This is a genomic window from Dermabacter vaginalis (genome assembly GCF_001678905.1).
Classification (GTDB): Bacteria; Actinomycetota; Actinomycetes; order Actinomycetales; family Dermabacteraceae; genus Dermabacter; species Dermabacter vaginalis.
On record NZ_CP012117.1, the window covers coordinates 32,629 to 51,978 of the forward strand.

A 19,350-nucleotide genomic window follows, 5' to 3' on the forward strand; every position below is an offset into this window, starting at 1 on the left:
CAACTCCGGTTCTGATCCTCTGGAATCCTGGTACCTAGCAGTCCGACATGGTTACCGGCCCCCGTCCATGACTGGCGTGCCTTCTCTGACCAGTACAAGCAATGCCGCTAACCGCACCGGTGCCGAGCTTCTTCATGGCTGCCCGGTTTACTTTGGGGTCAAGAGGAAACAACGCTTGTCTTATGTGGTGCGTACCTGCCGCCTCCGTGAGTTGCGTGAGGAAGCCGAAGCGCAACCGTGGGCCCAAAGCGCCCCGCAGTCGAGTGAAAACCTGGCAATCCACCCGCTGTCCGGCGAGAGACCGCGGTAGGGTCACGTTCTCCTCGAACCAGAGGTAGTTCACGAGGTTGTATTGCTGGAACATGAACCGATCCGCTACCACAGGGACGGCTCCCGCGTTCGGCGACACGTAGCATAGAAGTCCCCCAGCCGGCACTTGATGACCCTCGGTTGGGGCATCCAACCTGCTCAAGCTGTACATCAGTGACATCTTCTCAGCTTTGATGGCACCTACAATCGCCATCTACAATCCCGGAGGGAAGATTACAAACACTATTGCAAAACCCAGTCGTGTCTGGCGATCAACTGGCCCATAGCAACAACGAACGCCGCGCTGGCATCGTTTGTCTACGTCCCCCACTCTTTCGACATTAGCTCTCCCTTCGAAGATCTATGACGACCAAAGCCGCGCGTGCCCCTGGCTTCGGGCTAAGAGTAGACATCTTCATCATCGTTGGGTAGGAACAGTGCTTAGATCCGCGCAGGTAAACTCAGGACATCGTAGATGTCTCTCACCTCAAGCGAGGCGTTGCCCCCAGAGCCACGGCGGCATCTGCCACCCAGCGACGAGAGCGCGGCTCGCTTCGCCCAAGGCTCAGTAACGGATTGGATGAGTGTCCTGGCGGCGCATATTGCAGTTCAGCGACGGCTCTGCATAGTCGTCAGGCCTTCTCCACGCCTGTGCGTTTCTCGTGTCACGACGCTGAGGATAGTGAAATGCTAGCGGACTGTCCCACTGCGTCGCTGAACCTGCTGCCCCGCGCGCTGAAGTGAAGCCTAGCGCGCACACATAGATCGCATTAGCCGAATCCAAGCTGGTCGACAGTGAATGACTGCTGAGGACGACACCGTGTTCGCGCAGGAAACTAGACGGGCGTTAGTGCCAACGCCGGCGTGCCAAGCCACAGATTTGAGCGACCGGACGGTAAAGTGGGTAGCTTCCGCTTGCTGGAGGAAGTTTTCGGATCGTCTCGGCGCCTGCAGTGGTGGCGCAGCTCGCGATGTGACGTGTGCAGTCGGTGCGGTCGACCGGTGCGCTCGCACCACTTGAATCTTCGGTGGGGCAGTTTTGACAAACTTCCTGCTAGGTTCCGAGGGACCCCAGGAAGGCCTCGAGCCCGCCTGGGGTTTCTTCATGCCCTCAAACGCGTGACCGGTGCTGCCAAACCGAGGTGGCGAATCCCCGGAAATGGGGTGGCAAATCCCCGCGCTGAGGGTGGCGAATCCCCGGAAATGGGGCGGCAAATCCTCGCTTTTTATATGGGGCGGCGCTTAGAATGACCGCATGAACTCGGTAAACGCCCACATTCCCCGGCATGCGGTGTCAATCGCGCGGGAGATCCTCGAGGACTCGCCCCTGCTCGTTGTTCAAGGCGCGCGCCAGGTGGGGAAATCAACGCTCGTGGGGCAGGCTGTCGATCCACAACGCGCTCATATGGTCACCCTCGATGATCCACTTGAGCGAGCGTTCGCGGAAGCGGACCCGGCATCGTTTTTACAACAGGCCCAAGGTAAGACTCTTGTGGTCGATGAGGCGCAGCGCGTTCCGGCGCTCGCACTTGAGTTGAAACGCACAATCGATGCCGACCGGCGCCCGGGACGATTCGCGATCACCGGGTCGTCCGATCTGCTGCGCACCCCTGGTGTCTCTGATTCTCTCGCGGGTCGCGCGGAGTTTCTTCGCGTGTATCCGCTTACCGCTGGCGAAATTATGGAACGGCCAGAGCCCGAGGATTGGGTCTCGTGGATTCTTGATGGCGCAGCGGGAGCAAATGCTGGCAAGGTCTCCTACTGCGGCGGGGATGAGCTTCGAGGCATGGTCCTCGCTGGTGGCTATCCGGTTCCCGTGCAGCGTGAAGGGGAGCGTCGCAAAGCACGGTGGTTCGATTCGTATGTCACTTCACTCATCGAGCATGATGCGCCTCAACTCGCGGGCGGCCAGTTCCCTTCCCAGTTGCGAGCACTCTTGCGGCACGTCGCGGAGCAGGGCCAATCGGAACTCGTGAAGGCGAAAACGGCACGTGCTCTCGGGGTTGGCGAGACGGCACTCGGGGACTATCTCGCTCTCGCTGAGCGCATGTACCTTCTTGATGTCACGCCCGGGTGGGGAGTGGGTTTCACCAATCGCGTGGTCAAGCGCCCGAAAGTCGCCGTGGCTGATTCGGGCCTTGCCGCGTTTTTGTCGGGGCTCACGCTCGAAAAGACGCGCGTCGCGGGAGGCGCGGAGCTTTTCGGGGCAACACTTGAGTCGTTTGTGGGGGAGCAGCTGCGCGCGCAATCGACCTGGTCACGGGAGCGATTCAGCCTCCACCACTATCGCGAACGAGATCGGGAGATCGACGTTGTTGTTGAACTTGCCGATTCTCGCTTGATTCTCATCGAAGTAAAGGCGGCCGAAACCGTGACGGAACGCGCGTGGAAAAACCTTAATGCGGGGTCAGCTCCCTACAAGGATCGAGTCGCGGCGCGCGTGGTGCTGTACTCGGGAACACGCGCAGTCACCATGAAAAACGGAGAAGTCCCCCTCCACGTTCTGCCGGTCTCGAGTCTTTGGCAGCACCCTTAAAACGACGCATTTCTCCAATTCGCGGAGCTTGAAGACAAAGCCCTAGCGCACAAGCTCACCGAAGGTCGCTAAGGTACGCCAGGGCTTTTGTGCCGCGCATCAGGCGGCATGCCTCTCAATTAGAAGTAGGTCACGCACCACGGCTCGCGGCGGCGCTGCAGGAGGATGCCGAGCTTGTCGACCGCGTCCTCGTCACCGCGCACCCAGCCCACCGTTTCGAGGGCCTGGATGTTGACGCCGCCAAGGAGAGTTGAGCCGAGAGCCGGAACATCGATCTCCACTTGTGGCTCTCCCTCGTACGGCTCGCACGTGCCCTTGCCATCTTTCACGGTGAGGCGCCAGGTGCCGTCGGCAAACCCCATCGAATCCACCACGCGGAAGGTGACGTCACCTTCGGTGTAGTAGTTGCGGGCCTCGAGCAGCGCGGCCGGGTCGATCACGCGCAGCCACAGGAAATCATTGTGCTCGTTGATCTGGTAGCGGCGGCGATCGGCGAGAGCCCACGGGAGATGCTCGTCGTTGCGGGCATTGTCGAAGCGGACTCGGCGCACGAGATCGAGGGAGCCGAGGAACTCCCACATGGCGATGCTCGCGTCGGTCGTGCAGGGCACGAAGTCGATGACGTCGAGGGCGCCGCCGCGGCTTTCAAGGCGCCACGTCGCGTAACCGTCGAGTTCGCCCTTCTCGTTCCAGTGGCCGATCGCGCGGGTCTTGTTGTTCGTTTCGCGCGTGGGCTTGTCGATGGAGCCGTTGCGGATCTCCATCTCGGGCGCGCAGCGGCTGATCGAGCCGGTCTGGCGCGCGTGGAACTTCTCGAAGACATGATGGGAGGCTTCGGCGAGCTGGGTGACGTCGATGTATTCGCACGTGCCGGTGATGGGTGCGGACACGCTGAAGCCGGAGCCGGCGTGCAGCTCGACGGAGGTGCTGAAGATCGCGGGGCCGAAACCGAAACGCCCGTAGATCGCCGCTTCGGTCGCGGTGAGGGCCGCAACGGCGAGCCCCTTTTCCTTCGCGTCTGTGAGCGATTCCGTCATGAGGGTCGTGGCGATGCCTTGGCGGCGATGGGAGGCGAGCACGGTGACTTCGCTGATCTGGTGGCAGTCGATGACCTTGCCGCCAACGTTCAGTTCACCGGTCCAGTCCATGAAGGTGGCAACGGGAATATCGTTGCCGAGGCCGTAGGTGCGTCGTTCGGAATCGAGAACGGTGCGCGCGGTCGCTTGGCGCTCCGCGTCGATTTTCAGTTGATGCTCGAGAAATTTCTGCGAGGGGTAAGGATCGTGAAATCCCTGCTGGACGGCGGTGAGCCAGGCGGGATACCAGGGATGGTCGTCGGGATTTGAGCTCGTGACGTGATGGGTTTCATATTTGAGATTCACGCCTGGAACACTAGCAAGGTAGGGTTTGGGGGAGCTGTGCCTGGGGAGAGGAGCGTGCGATGTCTGCACTTGTGTTCGATGCGGTGTCGTTTTCGTTCACGTCGCGCCCCCTCCTTGATCGGGTGAGCTTTCGGGTGGGGGTAGGCGAGCGTGCATTCCTGGTGGGCCCGAACGGCTGCGGAAAAACGACGCTTTTGAGGCTCGCGCTCGGGGAACTTCTCCCGGATAGTGGCGCGGTTGTGTGGGAAGGAATGAGGTCCGACGCTCGCCAGCCTCCGTCGGCAGAAAATTTCACGGGGCGCGTAAGTGAGTATTTTGATGAGGCATTCGCACCCGTTCGTGCCCTTTCTGCGAGATTCGAGCAAGTCACGGCGCACATGGCGCAAGCTGCGGGTGAAAGCTCCGGTGACGTGCGCGAGTATGACGCGCTGCTCGCGGAAATGACCGCGCGCGATGTGTGGTCGCTTGAGTCGCGCATCGATGAAGTGCTTGCGGGGCTCGGCCTTCCGATGCTCGCTGGGGAGGGCCGCGATCGTGAAGTGGTAACACTTTCCCCCGGTCAGCGCGGGAGGCTCCCGCTCGCGGCGATGCTTATCGCGCGACCCGAGGCGCTCATTCTCGACGAACCCACGAACCACCTCGATGCGAAAGGCGTGGCCTTCCTCGCCGATACGATTCGCGCGTGGGAAGGGCCGGTGCTGATGACGAGCCATGACCGCGCCTTCATTGAGGAGACCGCGACCGCGATTTACGACCTGGACATCGCGACCTGGCAAGCCCTTGCGACGGCCGAAGGGCACGATCTGCACGGCGTGTATCGCACCAATGGCGCGTACTCCGCGTTCCTCGAGGCGAAGCAGAAGGCTCACCGGGCGCACGCCGACATCCACGCCGAGCAGCAGAGCGAGAAGCGGGAGATTCGTGCACACAGGAATGCCGCGCAATCGATCGCACGCGGCGGGGTGCGGCTCTCGGAAGCTGAAGGAATGGCGAAGAAGTTTTTTGCCGATCGTGCGCAGGCAACCTCCACGCGGCGAAAGCGAAGTGACGACAGGCGCCTAGAGGCACTCGAGGAGCGGGAGGTCCGTCGGCCTCGTTCCTACAATCTGACGTTCCCACTGGCGCCCGCGAACCACGCCCCCGGTCTCGCCCTTTCGGCGCGTGAAGCCGCCGTGCACGGGCGCTTGGCGCCGCTTACCCTCGATCTTTCGCGCGGGGAGCACCTACTCGTGACCGGCAGCAACGGTGCCGGGAAAACAACCTTTCTCAATTGGATCGCATCGGGAGCCCCGCCCGAAGGAGCAGGGGCGAGCGGCAGTATTTCGAGCGACCGCCCCGTAGGGTTTGTGCCGCAGCGACTGCCGCGCGTTGTCGACCCCGATTTCACGCGCGAGGTATGGACTGAGGGGGTGGGGGAGCGCGGCGCCGGAATGCTCCACCCCTCGATGTGGCACACACGAATCGAGGAGCTTTCAGCGGGCAATCAACGACGCGCCCAGCTTGCCCTCGCGCTTGCCGGGGCGCCGTCGTTCCTCGTGATCGATGAACCCACCAACTTCCTCGACCTTGCCACCGTCGAAGCGCTTGAGCGGGCCTTCAATGAATGGACGGGGACCCTCATCATTGCGAGCCACGATCGCTGGCTCATTGAGCATTGGGCGGGGCGGCGGCTCAATCTCGCACCTGCGCCCGCTATTGGTGCTACCGGGTGAGGGTCTAGCTGAGCCGCCGGGTGGAAGTGGTGAAAAATCGCCGTGTCGAAGCCGTATTCGGGTCTAACCGGGTCGTTTTCACCACCTCGGCCACAGCCGCTCCGTAAGGAGCCAGATTTAGGAGCCAGAGGTTAGGGGCGCCAGAAGGTTGCGACGTCCTTCTTCGTGGCAATTTGGTAGTCGATGAATGCCGCAATCAGCTCGTAATCGACGGGCGTATTCCACGGCTGGCGGGCAAGCATCGCGGTGCGGTCGGTGCCCCGCTCTTCCATGAAATCTTCGAAATGCTGCATTGTCGCTTTCTCGGGGGACACGGACATATGCATCTTCGCGGCTGAAAACCCCACGATGAACGTGCCGTGATGCGTGAACATCGGCGTGCTCCACGCGATCCGCATCTCCAGGTCCGGGTACGTCGCCTGCACCCATTCGAGCACCTCGATCATGCGCTCGCGTTTGGGGCCGTCGGGGATGGTGTCGAGGAATTCATCCAACGTCCTGATCGTCATGACTTCACCCTAGCCGTCAAGGCGAAATAGAGATACGCGGGGGACGAGTAGGATTGTTGGAACTACGGTTCGCAGGGGCCTCGGGAAGTGGCACTTTCTAGAATGATCGCTGACCATTCATTCCTGCGAGGAGGAGAAGCATGAATGCACCAAGCGTGCTCTTCGTGTGCGTGAAAAATGGCGGCAAGAGCCAAATGGCGGCAGCACTCATGCGTCACCATGCACACGGTGCGATCGAGGTGCATTCAGCGGGCACGAAGCCGGGAACGGCGCTCAATGAAGCTTCTCGCGCGAGCGTGGCAACCGTCGGAGGAAATTTTGACGGGGAATTCCCGAAGCCGATCGACCCACGCATTCTGCGCGCTGCAGACCGCACCGTCATTGTGGGTGGAGATGCGCACGTCGAACCGATCGAGGGAATGCGCGGCACGATTGAAAAATGGGATATCGACGAACCATCCCTGCGCGGAATCGAGGGGGAGGAGCGCATGGCCCTCATCCGCGACGATATTGATCGACGCGTGCGGGCCCTGCTTGCAGAGCTGACCGCAAGCGCCGAGTAAGCGAAAGGAATAATTGTGCAGGATAGCGCCGCACCCCGACTGTCCATCCTTGACCGCCTTTTGCCGCTTTTCATACTTGCCGCGATGGTCGTGGGAATTGCGCTGAGCGTGTGGGTTCCGCAAACCGCGGAGGTGCTCAACCACGTAAAAATTAGCGACATTTCGCTTCCGATCGCTCTCGGCCTCCTCGTCATGATGTACCCGCCTCTTGCGAAGGTGCGGTTTGAAAAAGCGAGACAAATCGTCCGCGACAGGCGGCTCATGATCCTCTCGCTGCTCCTCAACTGGGTGGTGGGCCCACTCGTGATGTTCGCACTAGCGTGGGTGTTCCTACCGAATGAACCAGAGCTTCGAACGGGCCTTGTGATCGTGGGTCTCGCGCGCTGTATTGCAATGGTGCTGGTGTGGAGCGATCTTTCGTGCGCGGACCGTGAAGCTACGGCCGTGCTCGTAGCGATCAATTCCGTGTTCCAGCTCGTCATGTTCTCGGTTCTCGGCTGGTTTTACCTGCAGGTCCTGCCCGGGTGGTTGGGGCTAGATACCGCCAGTGTGCACTTCTCCTTCGCGGCGATCGCGAAAAGCGTGCTCATTTTCCTCGGCATCCCGCTCGCCCTCGGCGTGCTTTCACGCATCCTCGGTGAGCGATACAAAGGCCGGGAATGGTTCGAGCACTCCTTCCTCCCGAAGGTCTCGCCACTCGCGATGATCGGGTTGCTCTACACGATCGTGGTGCTGTTTTGCCTCCAGGGCCGGCAGATCTTGCAGCACCCCTGGAGCGTCGCAAGTGTTGCCTTGCCACTGCTCGCCTATTTCGTGCTCATGTTTGGAATCTCGCTTATCGCCGCCCGCGCATCGGGCATGAACTATGCGCAGAGTGCCTCCACGGCTTTCACCGCCGCCGGAAACAATTTCGAGCTCGCGATCGCCGTGACAATCGGAACCTTCGGGGCGGCATCCTCCGAGGCTCTCGCGGGCACGATCGGTCCGATGGTGGAGATTCCCGTGCTGGTCGCGCTCGTGTACGTGATGCGCGCTGTGGGGCCTCGCCTTTTCCCTGGGGATCCGACGCTACCGCGCGTCTCGCACGGCAGTCGGGCTTGAGCGCCCGGAGCCTGTCGCCGCGGCGCGGTTAGTGGGTGGAGTTGGCCTGGATTTCGCGCAAGCTGTGCATGAGGGAGCGTTGGTCGATCCCGAACGTGTCGTGAATTGCGCGGTAGTGGGTGTAGATCTCGTTGTAGGCCTCGTGGGCGGTGGGGTTGGGCCGGTAAACGGTCGCGATCGCTGACTCGGCTTTGCCGGCGCTGTCCCAGGTCAGTTCACCTGCGGCGATCGCGCCGTGGAGGGCCGCGCCGAGGGCGGAGGTGTTCGCGGAGGAAGACACCTCGACCGGCATTCCGATGACGTCGGCCAGGATCTGCATGAGTAGGGGGCTCTTGGCGGGGATTCCGCCGCATACGATGAAGCGGTTGATAGGAACCTCAGCCTCTTCAAATGCTTCGAGGATGATCCGTTGACCGAAGGCCGCACCTTCGAGGAGCGCACGGTAAATGTGGTAGTCGCGCGTGTCGAGGGTGAGCCCGACGATAGCCCCGGAGAGGTTCGAGTCAATGAGCGTGGAGCGGTTGCCGTTCATCCAATCCAGGACGATGAGGCCAGAGCCGCCGGGTTGCAGGGCCTGGGCTTTCGACTCCAGGACCTCGAAGGTGGAGGTCGCGGAAATGGAGGCAAGGTCGGCGATGTCGGCCGAGGTCATGTTGCGGGCGAACCACCCGAAGGTGTCGCCGAAGCCCGCTTGGCCCGCTTCGTAAGCCCAGTGGTTAGGCAGGATGCCGTTCTTGACGACTCCCTGGATTCCCCGCGGGGTGCGGTGTTCTTTGGAAACGACGAGGTTGCACACGCTCGTACCCATGACGGCGACCATGGTTCCGGGCAGGGCGGCGCCAGCACCGAGGAAGGCGGCATGCGCATCGATGTTGCCGGCGGCAACGGTGACGTGAGTGTCGAGCCCGAGCCGCGTGGCCCACTCAGAGGTGAGCGTCCCGGCGCTTTCGCCCGGGTTGAGGAATTCGTGCCCCAGTTTGTCGAGAACGCCCGCGAAGCCGGGTTCGAGCGAATTGAGGAACTCGGGGGAGGGGTAGCCCCCTGCTTCTTCGCGGTAGTTGCCTTTGAAGCCTGCGACGGACGCTCCGCGCACCTCCGTGCCCACGAGCGTCGAGACGATCCAATCCTCTTGCTCGATGATGCGCGAGGTAGCGTCGTACACCTCTCGATCGTCGCGGAGGGTTTGCAGAGCTTTCGGAAGCACCCATTCGGATGAAAGGCGCCCACCGTATTGCGGCAGGAAGAGGCCACCTTCGGCTTCGGCAGCGCGGTTGATTTCTTCGGCGTGGCTTTGCGCGGCGTGATGCTTCCACAGCCGCGCGTAGGCCAGCGGGTGCTTCTTCCAGCGCGGGGAGCGCGAGAGTGGAGCCAGGTCGTCGTCTGTCAGCACGATCGTGCAGGCGGTGGTGTCAACACCGAGGCCAACGATCTTCTCAGGATCCACCCCGCTTCGGTCGACAACGGCGCGCACGACCTTTTCGAGGGCGACGAGGTAATCGTCGGGATCCTGCAGTGCGGTGTTGGGGGCGAGCTTTTCCCCCGAGGCGGCGAGCGTTTCGGTCATCACGCCGTGTTCGTAGAGGTGGGCCGCGGTTTCGATTTCCGCGCGATCGGCAAGCCGCACCAAGACTGAACGTGCGGATTCGGTTCCGAAGTCGACGCCGATCGCGTATGTGCTGCTTTCTGCCATGTCACTCCTCTTCGAGTGGGTGTGTGCGGGGGCCTCGGGCGGGTGGCCCGCTGCCCCGGCGTAACGTATGCTCAAATGAGCGCCCTCGGCTGCTCACATGAGCACAGTAGTCCTTAGTGTGACCCATGTCAATCACGGTAAAGTGCGTGGAGCAGGCCAGGCGCCTGACCAGACCAGGACGTTTGAGGAGAGAGGCACCGATGGATGCCGAGTTGCCCGAGCCGCAATTGATTGCGTCTCTCGCGCGCCGCCACTACCTCGAAGACGTCTCCAAGGTGCAGCTCGCCAAAGAGTTCGGCATCTCGCGGTTTCGCATCGCTCGGCTCCTGGCCAAGGGCCGCGAAGAAGGCATCATTCGCCTTGAGATCATCGATCCTTCCACTGACCTGCCCATGCTCTCCGAGCCCCTCGCGAGCCACCTCGGCCTCCGCTACGTGCGGGTAATCGGCTCCAACGGCACAGACACCGACGTGCGCACGCAGCTCGGATCAATGGGAGCGCAACTGCTCGGCGAACTCGTGAAACCCGGGGATAACCTGGGCCTCGGGTGGGGGCGGACGGTGGCCGAGGTCGCGAAGAACCTCCGACACCTTCCTCCCATCACCGTCATCCAGATTTCTGGCGCCCTAGCGGCCGCACATGCGTCGTCGCCAATCGACAACATCCGCGAGGCTGTTCTCAGCGCCAACGGCTACATCCACGACCTCCCGGTTCCCTTCTACGTGCGTTCGCCCGAAATGCGCCGCCAGCTCTTCGAAACCCACTCCTATGTGCGCGGGCAATTCGAACACCTTGACACGGCCCTCGTGTCGATCGGCTCATGGGAACACAAAGAAACGCAGCTCTATCGCGAATTCCCGCCCTCGGTGAGGGCACGGCTCGATCAGGTCAAGCCCGCCGGCGAACTCGCAGGCATCTGGTTTGACGAGACCGGCAGGGTCCTCGCTCCCGAAGTCACCAGAATGTGCATGACTCTCGAAACTCACCACTTGAGCCAAACCCCCCGCGTCATTGCGGTCGCCGCGGGGGCAAAGAAAGTGTCGGCCATTCTCGGTGCGGCTCGCACCGGCCTCATCACGGGCCTTGTGACCGACCGCGACACGGCCGAGGCTCTTCTCGACGCGCATTAGGGCGAGCGAGGCTGCCCGGTAACGTAGATGCAGACAGTATCGTTACCGCGCCCTGGAGCTGCCATGCCGAAGCCTCTCGTTCTTTCCGATATCCGCAATCGCGCGGGCGCGTTTGTGTCGGATTGGCGTGATGCGGAGGGTTATGAGAAGGGCGAGGCTCAGGAGTTTGTGCGCGGACTTCTTCGATGCTTCGGTATTAGTGGCCGTACGGCCGCCGTATACGAGAAGCGCGGTGGACCTGCCCTGAAGGGCATTCGTTCAAGGCTCGCATCCTAGATGTCACGAATGACTATTTCTCCTGTCCTGAGTGTCAGGAGATCCGGCGGGTCGCCTGGGAAGAGAAAAGAGCTTCTTTTGCAGGTAAGACTATCGCTGATGTACCCGAGCTGTTGGCCGCTTGGGACGACGACCTCCCTCCTGAGGGTGTTCGAGTCGACGAGAACCACTGGGGTTCGGGTTATAGATTCCGGTGTCCTGCTGGTCACCGAAACACGCGTCAACCTCTCAGCTATCTGTTTGGGGGCTGTTCTGCTTGCAAGGCAATTAAGACCAGGAAAGCAAATGCGGATGCTGCGGCAGCCGATCCCTCCGCGAGTAGGTTGACACCAGAGATCAGCAGCCAGTGGCACCCCACCAAGAATGGCAATTTGCGCCTTGCGGACGTCTCTCCCGAGTCCCGTCGCATGGTCTGGTGGCGTGACCCCGTCTGCGGACATGAGTTCCAAGCCACTCCCCGAGAACGCGATAAATATGAGCGGTGGCGCTGCCCGGTGTGCCATACAATCCTTGATTCGCTGGCATACCACTATCCAGAGGTTGCCGAGGAATGGTCGCCAGACAATCCGCTCTCGCCGTGGGAGATCCGTCCGAACACCTCGCAACTGGCTGAGCCACCCCTTTGGGTATGCAAAAACGATCCGGCTCATGTGTGGCGAGCCATGCCCGCAGCGCGAGTCAATGGGTCGCAATGCCCGGAGTGCATCGAAACAGGAAAATCACGGATCGAGACCGAGTACTATTCAGCAGCTCTTGCGCACTGGGGAAATGCGAAATCTGGTTCCCGCATTCATTCCGCAAAGTTCCAGACTCACTCCTCCTGGACTGTTGATATTTGCGTGGATCTTCCATCCGGGAAACGATTCGCCATCGAATATGGCGGCTCGTACTGGCATCGCAACAAAGCGGACGTTGATCGCGTCAAGACCTTAGATCTCCTAGCAGATGGGTTCCTTGTTGTTCGACTCCGTGAAGCCCCACTCCCTTCGCTGAACATCGCACACCCGAACTACCGTGAAATCACCGTGTACTCCGGCGCCCAAAACCCTGTACACAATGTCGCAGTTATTGCTGAGACGATCAGTTCTTGAGTGTGATCGCCTGCGACCTTGCGTCCCTGAATGTGGAGGTAATGGTGGAGTCGACGCTGATTTTGGCGTGGTCGACGAGGGTGTGCCATAGGTATGGGGTGAACTCGATGTGGTCGATGTCGAGTTTGTCGAGTTCTTCCTGGTAGTGGCAGTAGGCGGCTTGCTGGTTGTCGAGGTCGCTGATCTGGTCGAGGAGCCGGTGGTACTCCTCTAGGAGGGTGGCGTGTTTGCTGGTGAGTTTGTCGAAGCGGCTCTGGTATTCGGCCTGGTCTTGGGCGATGCGGGCGTTGCGGGCTATCAGCGCGTCGATCGTCTCGGCGGTCGCACCGACGCGCGCGAAGAGTTGGTCGGTTTCGATATGAAGGTCGGTGGAGTCCAGTTCGGCTCGTACGGCCTTGTCGACCAGCTCGTCGACCTGGTCCCGGCTGGCGAGGAAGTGGTGGACGGCGTCGAGGAACGCGGTGGTGATTTGTTCGTCGCTGACGTGAGGGGGTCGCACACGGGGTTCCACCTGCGTATTTGTGGTTGCACTGCCAGATGCGTTTTTCGTATTTGGTGCCGGCATGCCAGGTTTTCGACCCGTACCAGACCCCGCACTAGGCGCACCTGATTTTGCCGGAGAACGTGGGGTCTGCTGAGGGGTTGGTTGACTCCTGTCCACTCGTGCATGCGGGTGGGGTGAAGGAGAATGATTAGTGATGAAGTACGCAGAAGAGTTCAAGTAAGATGTCGTCGCGTTGGTGCGGGCAAGTGCCACGCAACGCGAGGTGTGTCGCGATCTTGGTATCTCGAGATCAGCAATGTCGAAATGGGTCGCTGATGCTGACAGACGTGACGCTGGCCTGCCGGTAGCAAAAGACGTGACCCCGGGGCGAGGATGCGCAGATTCGTGAATTGATGCGTCGGAACCGGCTCCTCGAGCAGGAGAACGAGGTACTCAGGCGTGCGGCGGCGTATTTGTCGCAGATTCATATCACGCCCCCAAAATAGTGTTCCCACTCGTCCAAGAGATGGCCGCGCCCGGTGCCCGCATTCGAGTGCCGGTGGCGGTGGCGTGCCGGGTGCTGGGGTTTACGAAGCAGGCGCATTACCAATGGCTGAAACAGCCGTTGTCTGCCCGAAAGATTGCTGACGCGCAGATCATTCAAGTATTGGGTGAACTCCACGAGGACGACCCCGAGGGCGGGTGCCGGGTGCGCGATCGATTCCCGCATGAAAGCGTCGCTCGCGGTTCGAGCGTTGGAGAACGCGCTCATGCAGCGTGGCTGGGTAGAAGGCGTGGTGGCGCGTAGCGATAGGGAAAGCCAATTTCGGAGTCGGAAGTTCCAGAAGGCGCTTAAGAAGCACAAGTTGAAAGGTTCGATGGAGCGTGTGGGGATAACGCAGCCATGGAGTTATTTTTCAGTTTGTTGCAGAAGAACGTGCTTGATCGGCAGCCGTGGCGTACCCGGCAAGAGCTCAGGCTCGCCATCGTGCACTGGGTTGAAGCGAAGTCTCACCGTAAACGCAAACCACGGGGCCTGGGAAAGTTGACACCGGTCGAGTGTGAGGGTATAAAGAGAGATGTAGTCGGTTTGGCTGCCTAATAGTGGAAACCCGAGTCAACCAAACCTTCAGCAGATCCTAGTTAGTTTTTTTCAAACCTTCAGCAGATCCTAGTTAGTTTTTTTTGCAGTACCCCTTGTTGGGTGACTATTATTTGTTATGCGTTGATGGGGTTGCGTTGTCGAACCTTTTTGGCGGTCCTCTCCAGTACGCTTCTTGACGGTTGACGGACAACTGAAAGGGGGGGATGCTGAGTGGTACGGTCAATCTCGACAAAACTTCAGCAGTCTCCAACGCGTAGAATCGCGCTCACGGTTCTTGCCGCGTTCATCGCGGTCATCATGGTTTTCTGTTCGCAAGTGGTATACGCCTTAGGTAGTGGCGATACAAACGGCGACACCAAGGCTTATGAGCTAGAAGGTGTATGGAAGAACCAGCCAGAGGTTGTTACCTCGGGTCTCGATGTTCTTTCGATGGTGTGGCACCTGGACATCAACGATTCGGCGCCAGCGCCAGGCAACAAGCCCACTGCTGACAACCTCCTGTCTGTCACGGTGAAGAATGCGCACTTTGGCGAGATCCCCGCTGAATGTCTCAGTGGAGATAAGGGTGCTTCAAAGATTTCAGAAGATAAGCGCACTCTGACTTGTGACATCGGTGAGCGCGATGAGGGTACAGCTCAGATGGTGCTATCGGGTGTCAAGGTTGATGGCCCGGCTGAGTCGAAGGTCTCTGCGAAGGCAACCTTCCGGGGTCTTGAAGCTGAGCTGCCAGAGATCCCGATCGTCGCGCCGTTCATCATGGACGCTAAGTTTGATGCTGGCGCACCGAGCTCATTGACTGGTCAGCCAGACACGTACCAGGTCATGTCTTTCCCGTTTTCGTTGGCGCATTCAACGGGATCCGCGGCGGGCCCGGAAAGCGTGAGTTATGACATCACGATCAATGGTGTCCGCGGTGAAAGAATCACTACGCAGGATGTAGCGTGTGCGCCTATCGATCGTGTGCATTCCGGCTACCCGTACTCCGCTCCCGGTAAGCCGCAGGAACAGACCGCGAAGTTCCCTACGTGTGAGTTCACTCTGGTTGATCCTGAGACGAACACTTTCCGACTGACGTTGTCTGATCTGGATTATGTTTCGAAACGTCCTGAGCTTGACTCGAATGGTGTCCGTTTGCCGCAGGTTCAGCCGAAGCATCCGCGCGAAGTTATCGCCGCTGGAGAGCTGCGCATCAAGGTTCCGTATAAGGCCTCCGGATCTGATTCGAACCGAAACACCAACGTGACGCTGAAGGCATCGACGCCGACGTACACCGCCGTCGACGGTTCAACGAGTGAGGACGACCCGTCGAACAACCAGAACCGCGCCCCGATGATCCGCGGCAACTGGACCGGTGCGTGGGTTGTTGGGTCACAGTACCCGAAGGCATACCCAGGTATCGGATGGTCTGATACGTCTCGCGCACCCGTGGGTGCCACTGTGATGTCGGTGTCCGGAATCGCCCCTCCGCGCGTTGAGGGCTTTTCTGACAACTGGATTTGTAACACCCTGGATACCGAGCGCGTCGATTTCGTCAACGCCCGTGTTGTTGCTGACCCCTACGCGAAGCCGAACGTCTACTATGGCGAAAACGTGGACGGCCTTAAGATCCTCTACTACACGGGTGAGGTTGAGGACCCTAACCTTTTCAAATGCGGAACCGAAGAAACCCCGTTTGATGAAGGGAAAGATGAAAAAGACGGCTGGAGCTACACCAAGCCTGCAGATCTTTCCACGGTGAAGGCTGTCAAGTTGCGTGTGCCTCGCGATAAGGGCCACTTGTCGAAGCTCCCGCAGTCGTACTTCTACCTGGTTATCGAACAGAAGATTCACGATGACGTAGAGATTGGCGCAGACGTGTGGGCGTGGACTTCTGTTCTCAACGAGACACGAACCGACTGGACGATGGGTCTTGACGCGAAGATTGCTTATGACCGCGTCACTAACGAACGGGAGATCACTCCTGGGTTCGCATCCCCTGGCGTTATCACCGACGGGGTCCGCTATCCATATGCAGGCCCGGGGCGTGACCTTCTACGCGTGGTTCCCTCGCTGCCTGTTGTAGTCAAGGACGTCGCCCAGCCGGAGTATGGTCCGGGTGAGGAAGCTGACTATACGATTCGTTATGGCCTCGAATCCGAGGTTGCGAACATGCCTAAGGATCAGGTGGTTATTGAAGACACCCTGCCGGCGGGCATGGAGTATGTTCCGGGTAGCGCTGACGTTGAGCCTGACGTGAAGACCAACGCTAACGGCCAGCAGGTTTTGACGTGGACGAAGGATGGCGTTGAGCCTAATATCCGCGTCTTTGAGGACGGCAACGCTTACGTCATTAACTACAAGGCGAAGTTGCCTAAGGACGCAAAGCCTGGAGCGGTTTACACCAACGAGGTCGCGGCATCGAGCCAGGGCCAGACCCGCAAGGCGACAGCTAAGGTGACGGTGCCGCGGGCCGGCTACACGTCGCTGAAGAAAAACGTTGAAACGCCTGTTGTTGAGACGACTCGGAACGGTGTTGCGGCTAACGAGTGGACGCTTAGCCTGACGTCGAATGACCCGACACGTTCGAACCTCACTGACGTGATCGATGTGCTTCCGTCAAACGATGATTCCCAGGGTTCGAAGTTTGATGGCACACTCAAGGTGACCGGAGTTGAAGGTGCTGAAGGCGCGAAGGTCTACAGCACCACTGTGGACCCAGCTGAGATTGATGAAGACCCGAATGCCAAGGTCAATGGTGGCACCGGAACGCCGTCTGACATCTGGGAAGAAGGCGTGAAGGAGGACGCAACCGCGCTCCGCGTTATCACCAAAGCCCCGCTGGCATTTGGGGATAGTCAAACGATTACTGTGAAGACTGAGCTGCATCAAGCCCAGCATGGCGATGTTGTTGTCAACAAGGCCGTGGGTCGTGCTGAGAACACGAAACTGCGGATGCGTACGTCTGCGCAGTTCACGGTGCGTACGCCTGTCGACGTCAGCGTTGAGAAGGTGTGGAAGGACGAGAACGGCGAAGCCCTTACGGAGACTCCGGACTCGGTGCAGGTGCAGTTGATGCGCCAGCAGGGAGATAAAAGCACCCCGGTGGGCGAGAAGGTTGTGCTTTCGGCCGCAAATGGTTGGAAGCACACGTTCGAATCGCTACCAGCCACGGTCGACGATGAGCCGGTCAGTTATACGGTGCAGGAAGACTCGGTTGAGGGCTACACCTCGCAGGTCAAGGTGGCGGACGCCGGTAGCGTCTTCGAGGTGACGGTCACGAATACACGTGAACCGGATCCGACACCGGATCCGACTCCTGAGCCGACTCCTGATCCGACTCCTGAGCCGACACCGGATCCGACTCCTGATCCGACTCCTGATCCGACACCGGATCCGACTCCTGAGCCGACACCGGATCCGACACCGGATCCGACTCCTGAGCCGACTCCTGATCCGACTCCTGAGCCGGCGCCAGAACCAACACCGGAACCAGGTGAGGAACCAACGCCGGAGCCGACGCCGGAGAAACCGGGGGTTCCTGAGAAGGGGCTGCCTCGAACTGGTGTGGAAGTTGCAGGCTTCCTCGCGATCGCGACCACGTTGCTCGGTGTTGGATTGTTCCTCAGGAGGCGACCACGTAAGCAGTGAAACTGCTGTGGTGAGAACCTGGAGGGATAAAACGAACTGACGAGTATACCTCTGCAGGCTACAAAAGGGCTGGGCATGGACTTCAAAATCCATGCCCAGCCCATTTCGTTGTTAGCCGATTGGTTCTAGCATTGGTTTGATGGTGTAGGCGATCGCGATGGTGTCGTCGGTGTCTGGGTTGGTCATCGCCACGCGCCATGCGTTCGCGAACTGGTTGACCTCGCCATCTATAGGGATGGCGCCGGAGATCAAGATGGTGCCTTCTTCCGCGTCGCCGCGTTCGGTGACTTTCTCGATCCAATACTTTGGTGGCAGAAGCTCTGCGAGGGTTCCGTTCTGGATCTGTTTTCCGTTGCGGTCAGCAGCGGTGACGAACGCTTCAAGGCGGATCGCGTCGAGGTTTTCTTCAACGTCCTTCAGGCGCCATGCTTTCTTGCTCAGCACGTCTGGGGACGTTTTCTTGCTCCAGGCAACGCCGTTCTCTTCCAACGCGCGGTCGGTGAGACCGCAGGCCACGGTGGGCAAGACGTCGTTGGCGGTGAAGACTATGGCCCACTTGGCTTTGCCGATTGGGGTTACCCGCAAATCGTGGACACGTAGTGGAGCTACCTAGTGGTTAGGCAGCTATTCCTTTTCTGCTAGTGATTAGACCAATTTGGTTCTCAAAGTCGACGGGGCTGACCATACCGAGTGCGGAATGTCGGCGTCGACGGTTGTAGACGACTTCAATCCAGTAGGCAACGGCCTTGCGTGCAGCATCACGGGTCGTCCAGCGCTTACGGTCGTAGAACTCGGTTTTAAGCGTCGACCAGAACGACTCAGCCATCGCGTTATCGAAGCACACACCAGTACGCCCCACGGACTGAGCAATGCTCAGGCTGCGGCAAACCTCCCAGAGCTGCTCGCTAGTGAATTGAGCTCCGCGGTCAGCGTGAAACACCAGCCCATCAGGAACGTCACCACGCAACGTGTGCGCCATCCGCAGGGCTCGCTCGACCAGGGAAGTATCTTGAACGCTATCCATAGCCCAGCCCAGCACCCGGCGGGAATGGCCATCGCGGACCGCGCACAAGTACAACCAGCCTTCACCGGTGCGCAAGTAGGTAATATCTGACATCCACACCCGGTTGAGCTCACCAGTATCAAACATGCGCTTGACCAGGTCAGGAAGCGTGGACTTACGCTTAGCTTGAATCGTTGTCACCGGGACAAAGGCCCGCGGTGAAATCCCCTCAATCCCCATCATGCACATCCGTTTAGCCACAGTCTTACGGTTAAGCGCAATGTGGTAGCGCTCGGCAAGTTCTGCGGTGATCCGCGGCGCACCATAAACCTCATCGGAGTCTTTCCAAATCCGGTGAATCTTGCGGTCAACATCATCGTAAAATGCTGCACGATCATCTTCGCCCGATAGTCGCTTCTGCTGCGTATGGGCCCATTTGTAGTATCCAGACCGAGACACTTTTAAAAGCCGTGCCATGCGCTTGATGCTGTAGTTCGCCTTCTCCTGCTGCATCAATTCGAACTTTTCTGCTCGCGTTGCTTCGCAGCGAAGAAGGCTGTCGCTTTTGACAAAAACTCGTTATCCATCTTGGCTTCAGCCAGCTCCCGACGAAGACGAGCATTCTCAGCACGAAGATCAGCCTCGCTCATCCCATCTGATGCTCCTCGGCGCTCACGCTCGAGTTTGACCCACCGGCCTAAAAGCCCGGCGGACACACCAATCTTCTTAGCCACATGAGCAATCGGACGCCGCGACTCTATTACCAGGTTCGCGGCTTCACGCCGATACTCCGGCGTGTACTTCTTGCGCTGTTGACTCACAATGAACATCC

14 protein-coding genes and 1 pseudogene are annotated in these 19,350 nt (G+C 59.8%); 9 read left to right on the forward strand and 6 right to left on the reverse strand.

Annotated features, from left to right (window positions below; all coding sequences use genetic code 11):
- Positions 1-1,564: 1,564 nt before the first annotated feature.
- On the forward strand, positions 1,565-2,845 hold the full coding sequence (locus DAD186_RS00085; RefSeq protein ID WP_065246991.1) for an ATP-binding protein: 1,281 nt from the start codon (positions 1,565-1,567) through the stop codon (positions 2,843-2,845).
- 119 nt (positions 2,846-2,964) lie between these two features.
- Here DAD186_RS00085 and DAD186_RS00090 read toward each other — a convergent pair whose 3' ends face one another.
- Positions 2,965-4,227: a GNAT family N-acetyltransferase gene (locus DAD186_RS00090; protein ID WP_065246992.1), complete on the reverse strand. Its 1,263-nt coding sequence runs from the start codon at positions 4,225-4,227 to the stop codon at positions 2,965-2,967.
- A 59-nt stretch (positions 4,228-4,286) separates the two neighbouring features.
- On the opposite strand from DAD186_RS00090, the gene DAD186_RS00095 reads away from it, so the two are divergent.
- On the forward strand, positions 4,287-5,939 hold the full coding sequence (locus tag DAD186_RS00095) for an ATP-binding cassette domain-containing protein (protein WP_065246993.1): 1,653 nt from the start codon (positions 4,287-4,289) through the stop codon (positions 5,937-5,939).
- Positions 5,940-6,070: 131 nt separating this feature from the next.
- Here DAD186_RS00095 and DAD186_RS00100 read toward each other — a convergent pair whose 3' ends face one another.
- Positions 6,071-6,448 carry an iron chaperone gene (locus DAD186_RS00100; protein ID WP_065246994.1) on the reverse strand — a complete coding sequence of 126 codons (378 nt, stop codon included), beginning with the start codon at positions 6,446-6,448 and terminating at the stop codon, positions 6,071-6,073.
- 140 nt (positions 6,449-6,588) lie between these two features.
- On the opposite strand from DAD186_RS00100, the gene DAD186_RS00105 reads away from it, so the two are divergent.
- Together DAD186_RS00105 and arsB are read left to right on the forward strand one after the other, a co-directional pair.
- Positions 6,589-7,011 (forward strand): arsenate-mycothiol transferase ArsC, encoded by a 423-nt coding sequence (locus DAD186_RS00105; RefSeq protein WP_065246995.1) that lies wholly within the window; start codon positions 6,589-6,591, stop codon positions 7,009-7,011.
- A gap of 15 nt (positions 7,012-7,026) precedes the next feature.
- Positions 7,027-8,112: an ACR3 family arsenite efflux transporter gene (gene arsB, locus DAD186_RS00110; RefSeq protein ID WP_065246996.1), complete on the forward strand. Its 1,086-nt coding sequence runs from the start codon at positions 7,027-7,029 to the stop codon at positions 8,110-8,112.
- A gap of 28 nt (positions 8,113-8,140) precedes the next feature.
- Here the strand turns inward: arsB and DAD186_RS00115 are convergent, their stop codons facing one another.
- The gene (locus DAD186_RS00115; RefSeq protein ID WP_065246997.1) at positions 8,141-9,802 is read right to left on the reverse strand and encodes a ribulokinase; all 1,662 of its coding nucleotides are present in this window, start codon (positions 9,800-9,802) and stop codon (positions 8,141-8,143) included.
- Between the two features lie 200 nt (positions 9,803-10,002).
- Here DAD186_RS00115 and DAD186_RS00120 point away from each other — a divergent pair, with 200 nt between their 5' ends.
- The 3 genes from DAD186_RS00120 to DAD186_RS10520 all read left to right on the forward strand — a co-directional run bounded on the left by DAD186_RS00120 (position 10,003) and on the right by DAD186_RS10520 (position 12,299).
- On the forward strand, positions 10,003-10,932 hold the full coding sequence (locus DAD186_RS00120) for a sugar-binding transcriptional regulator (RefSeq protein WP_016663557.1): 930 nt from the start codon (positions 10,003-10,005) through the stop codon (positions 10,930-10,932).
- Between the two features lie 63 nt (positions 10,933-10,995).
- The gene (locus DAD186_RS00125; protein WP_016663558.1) at positions 10,996-11,208 is read left to right on the forward strand and encodes a hypothetical protein; all 213 of its coding nucleotides are present in this window, start codon (positions 10,996-10,998) and stop codon (positions 11,206-11,208) included.
- Positions 11,209-11,531: 323 nt separating this feature from the next.
- Positions 11,532-12,299: a zinc-ribbon domain-containing protein gene (locus DAD186_RS10520; protein ID WP_074298512.1), complete on the forward strand. Its 768-nt coding sequence runs from the start codon at positions 11,532-11,534 to the stop codon at positions 12,297-12,299.
- Here DAD186_RS10520 and DAD186_RS00130 read toward each other — a convergent pair.
- Complete coding sequence (locus tag DAD186_RS00130; RefSeq protein WP_147594882.1) at positions 12,289-12,864, reverse strand: DUF3450 domain-containing protein; 576 nt, start codon at positions 12,862-12,864, stop codon at positions 12,289-12,291. The genes DAD186_RS10520 and DAD186_RS00130 overlap by 11 nt on opposite strands.
- 172 nt (positions 12,865-13,036) lie before the next feature.
- Between DAD186_RS00130 and DAD186_RS10525 the strand changes: the two are divergent.
- Both DAD186_RS10525 and DAD186_RS00140 read left to right on the forward strand, forming a co-directional pair.
- Positions 13,037-13,885: pseudogene (locus DAD186_RS10525) on the forward strand (transposase family protein).
- Positions 13,886-14,098: 213 nt separating this feature from the next.
- The gene (locus DAD186_RS00140; protein ID WP_065246998.1) at positions 14,099-17,515 is read left to right on the forward strand and encodes a Cna B-type domain-containing protein; all 3,417 of its coding nucleotides are present in this window, start codon (positions 14,099-14,101) and stop codon (positions 17,513-17,515) included.
- Positions 17,516-17,626: 111 nt separating this feature from the next.
- Here DAD186_RS00140 and DAD186_RS00145 read toward each other — a convergent pair whose 3' ends face one another.
- Both DAD186_RS00145 and DAD186_RS00150 read right to left on the reverse strand, forming a co-directional pair.
- A complete protein-coding gene (locus DAD186_RS00145) occupies positions 17,627-18,100 on the reverse strand; it encodes a DUF2848 family protein (RefSeq protein ID WP_082990992.1) in 474 nt (157 codons plus the stop codon).
- 31 nt (positions 18,101-18,131) lie between these two features.
- Positions 18,132-19,348 (reverse strand): IS3 family transposase gene (locus DAD186_RS00150; RefSeq protein WP_157457048.1). Its coding sequence is split into 2 segments (ribosomal slippage): positions 18,132-19,087 and positions 19,087-19,348, totalling 1,218 coding nucleotides; the frame shifts between segments, so codons are not numbered across the junction.
- Positions 19,349-19,350: the final 2 nt, after the last annotated feature.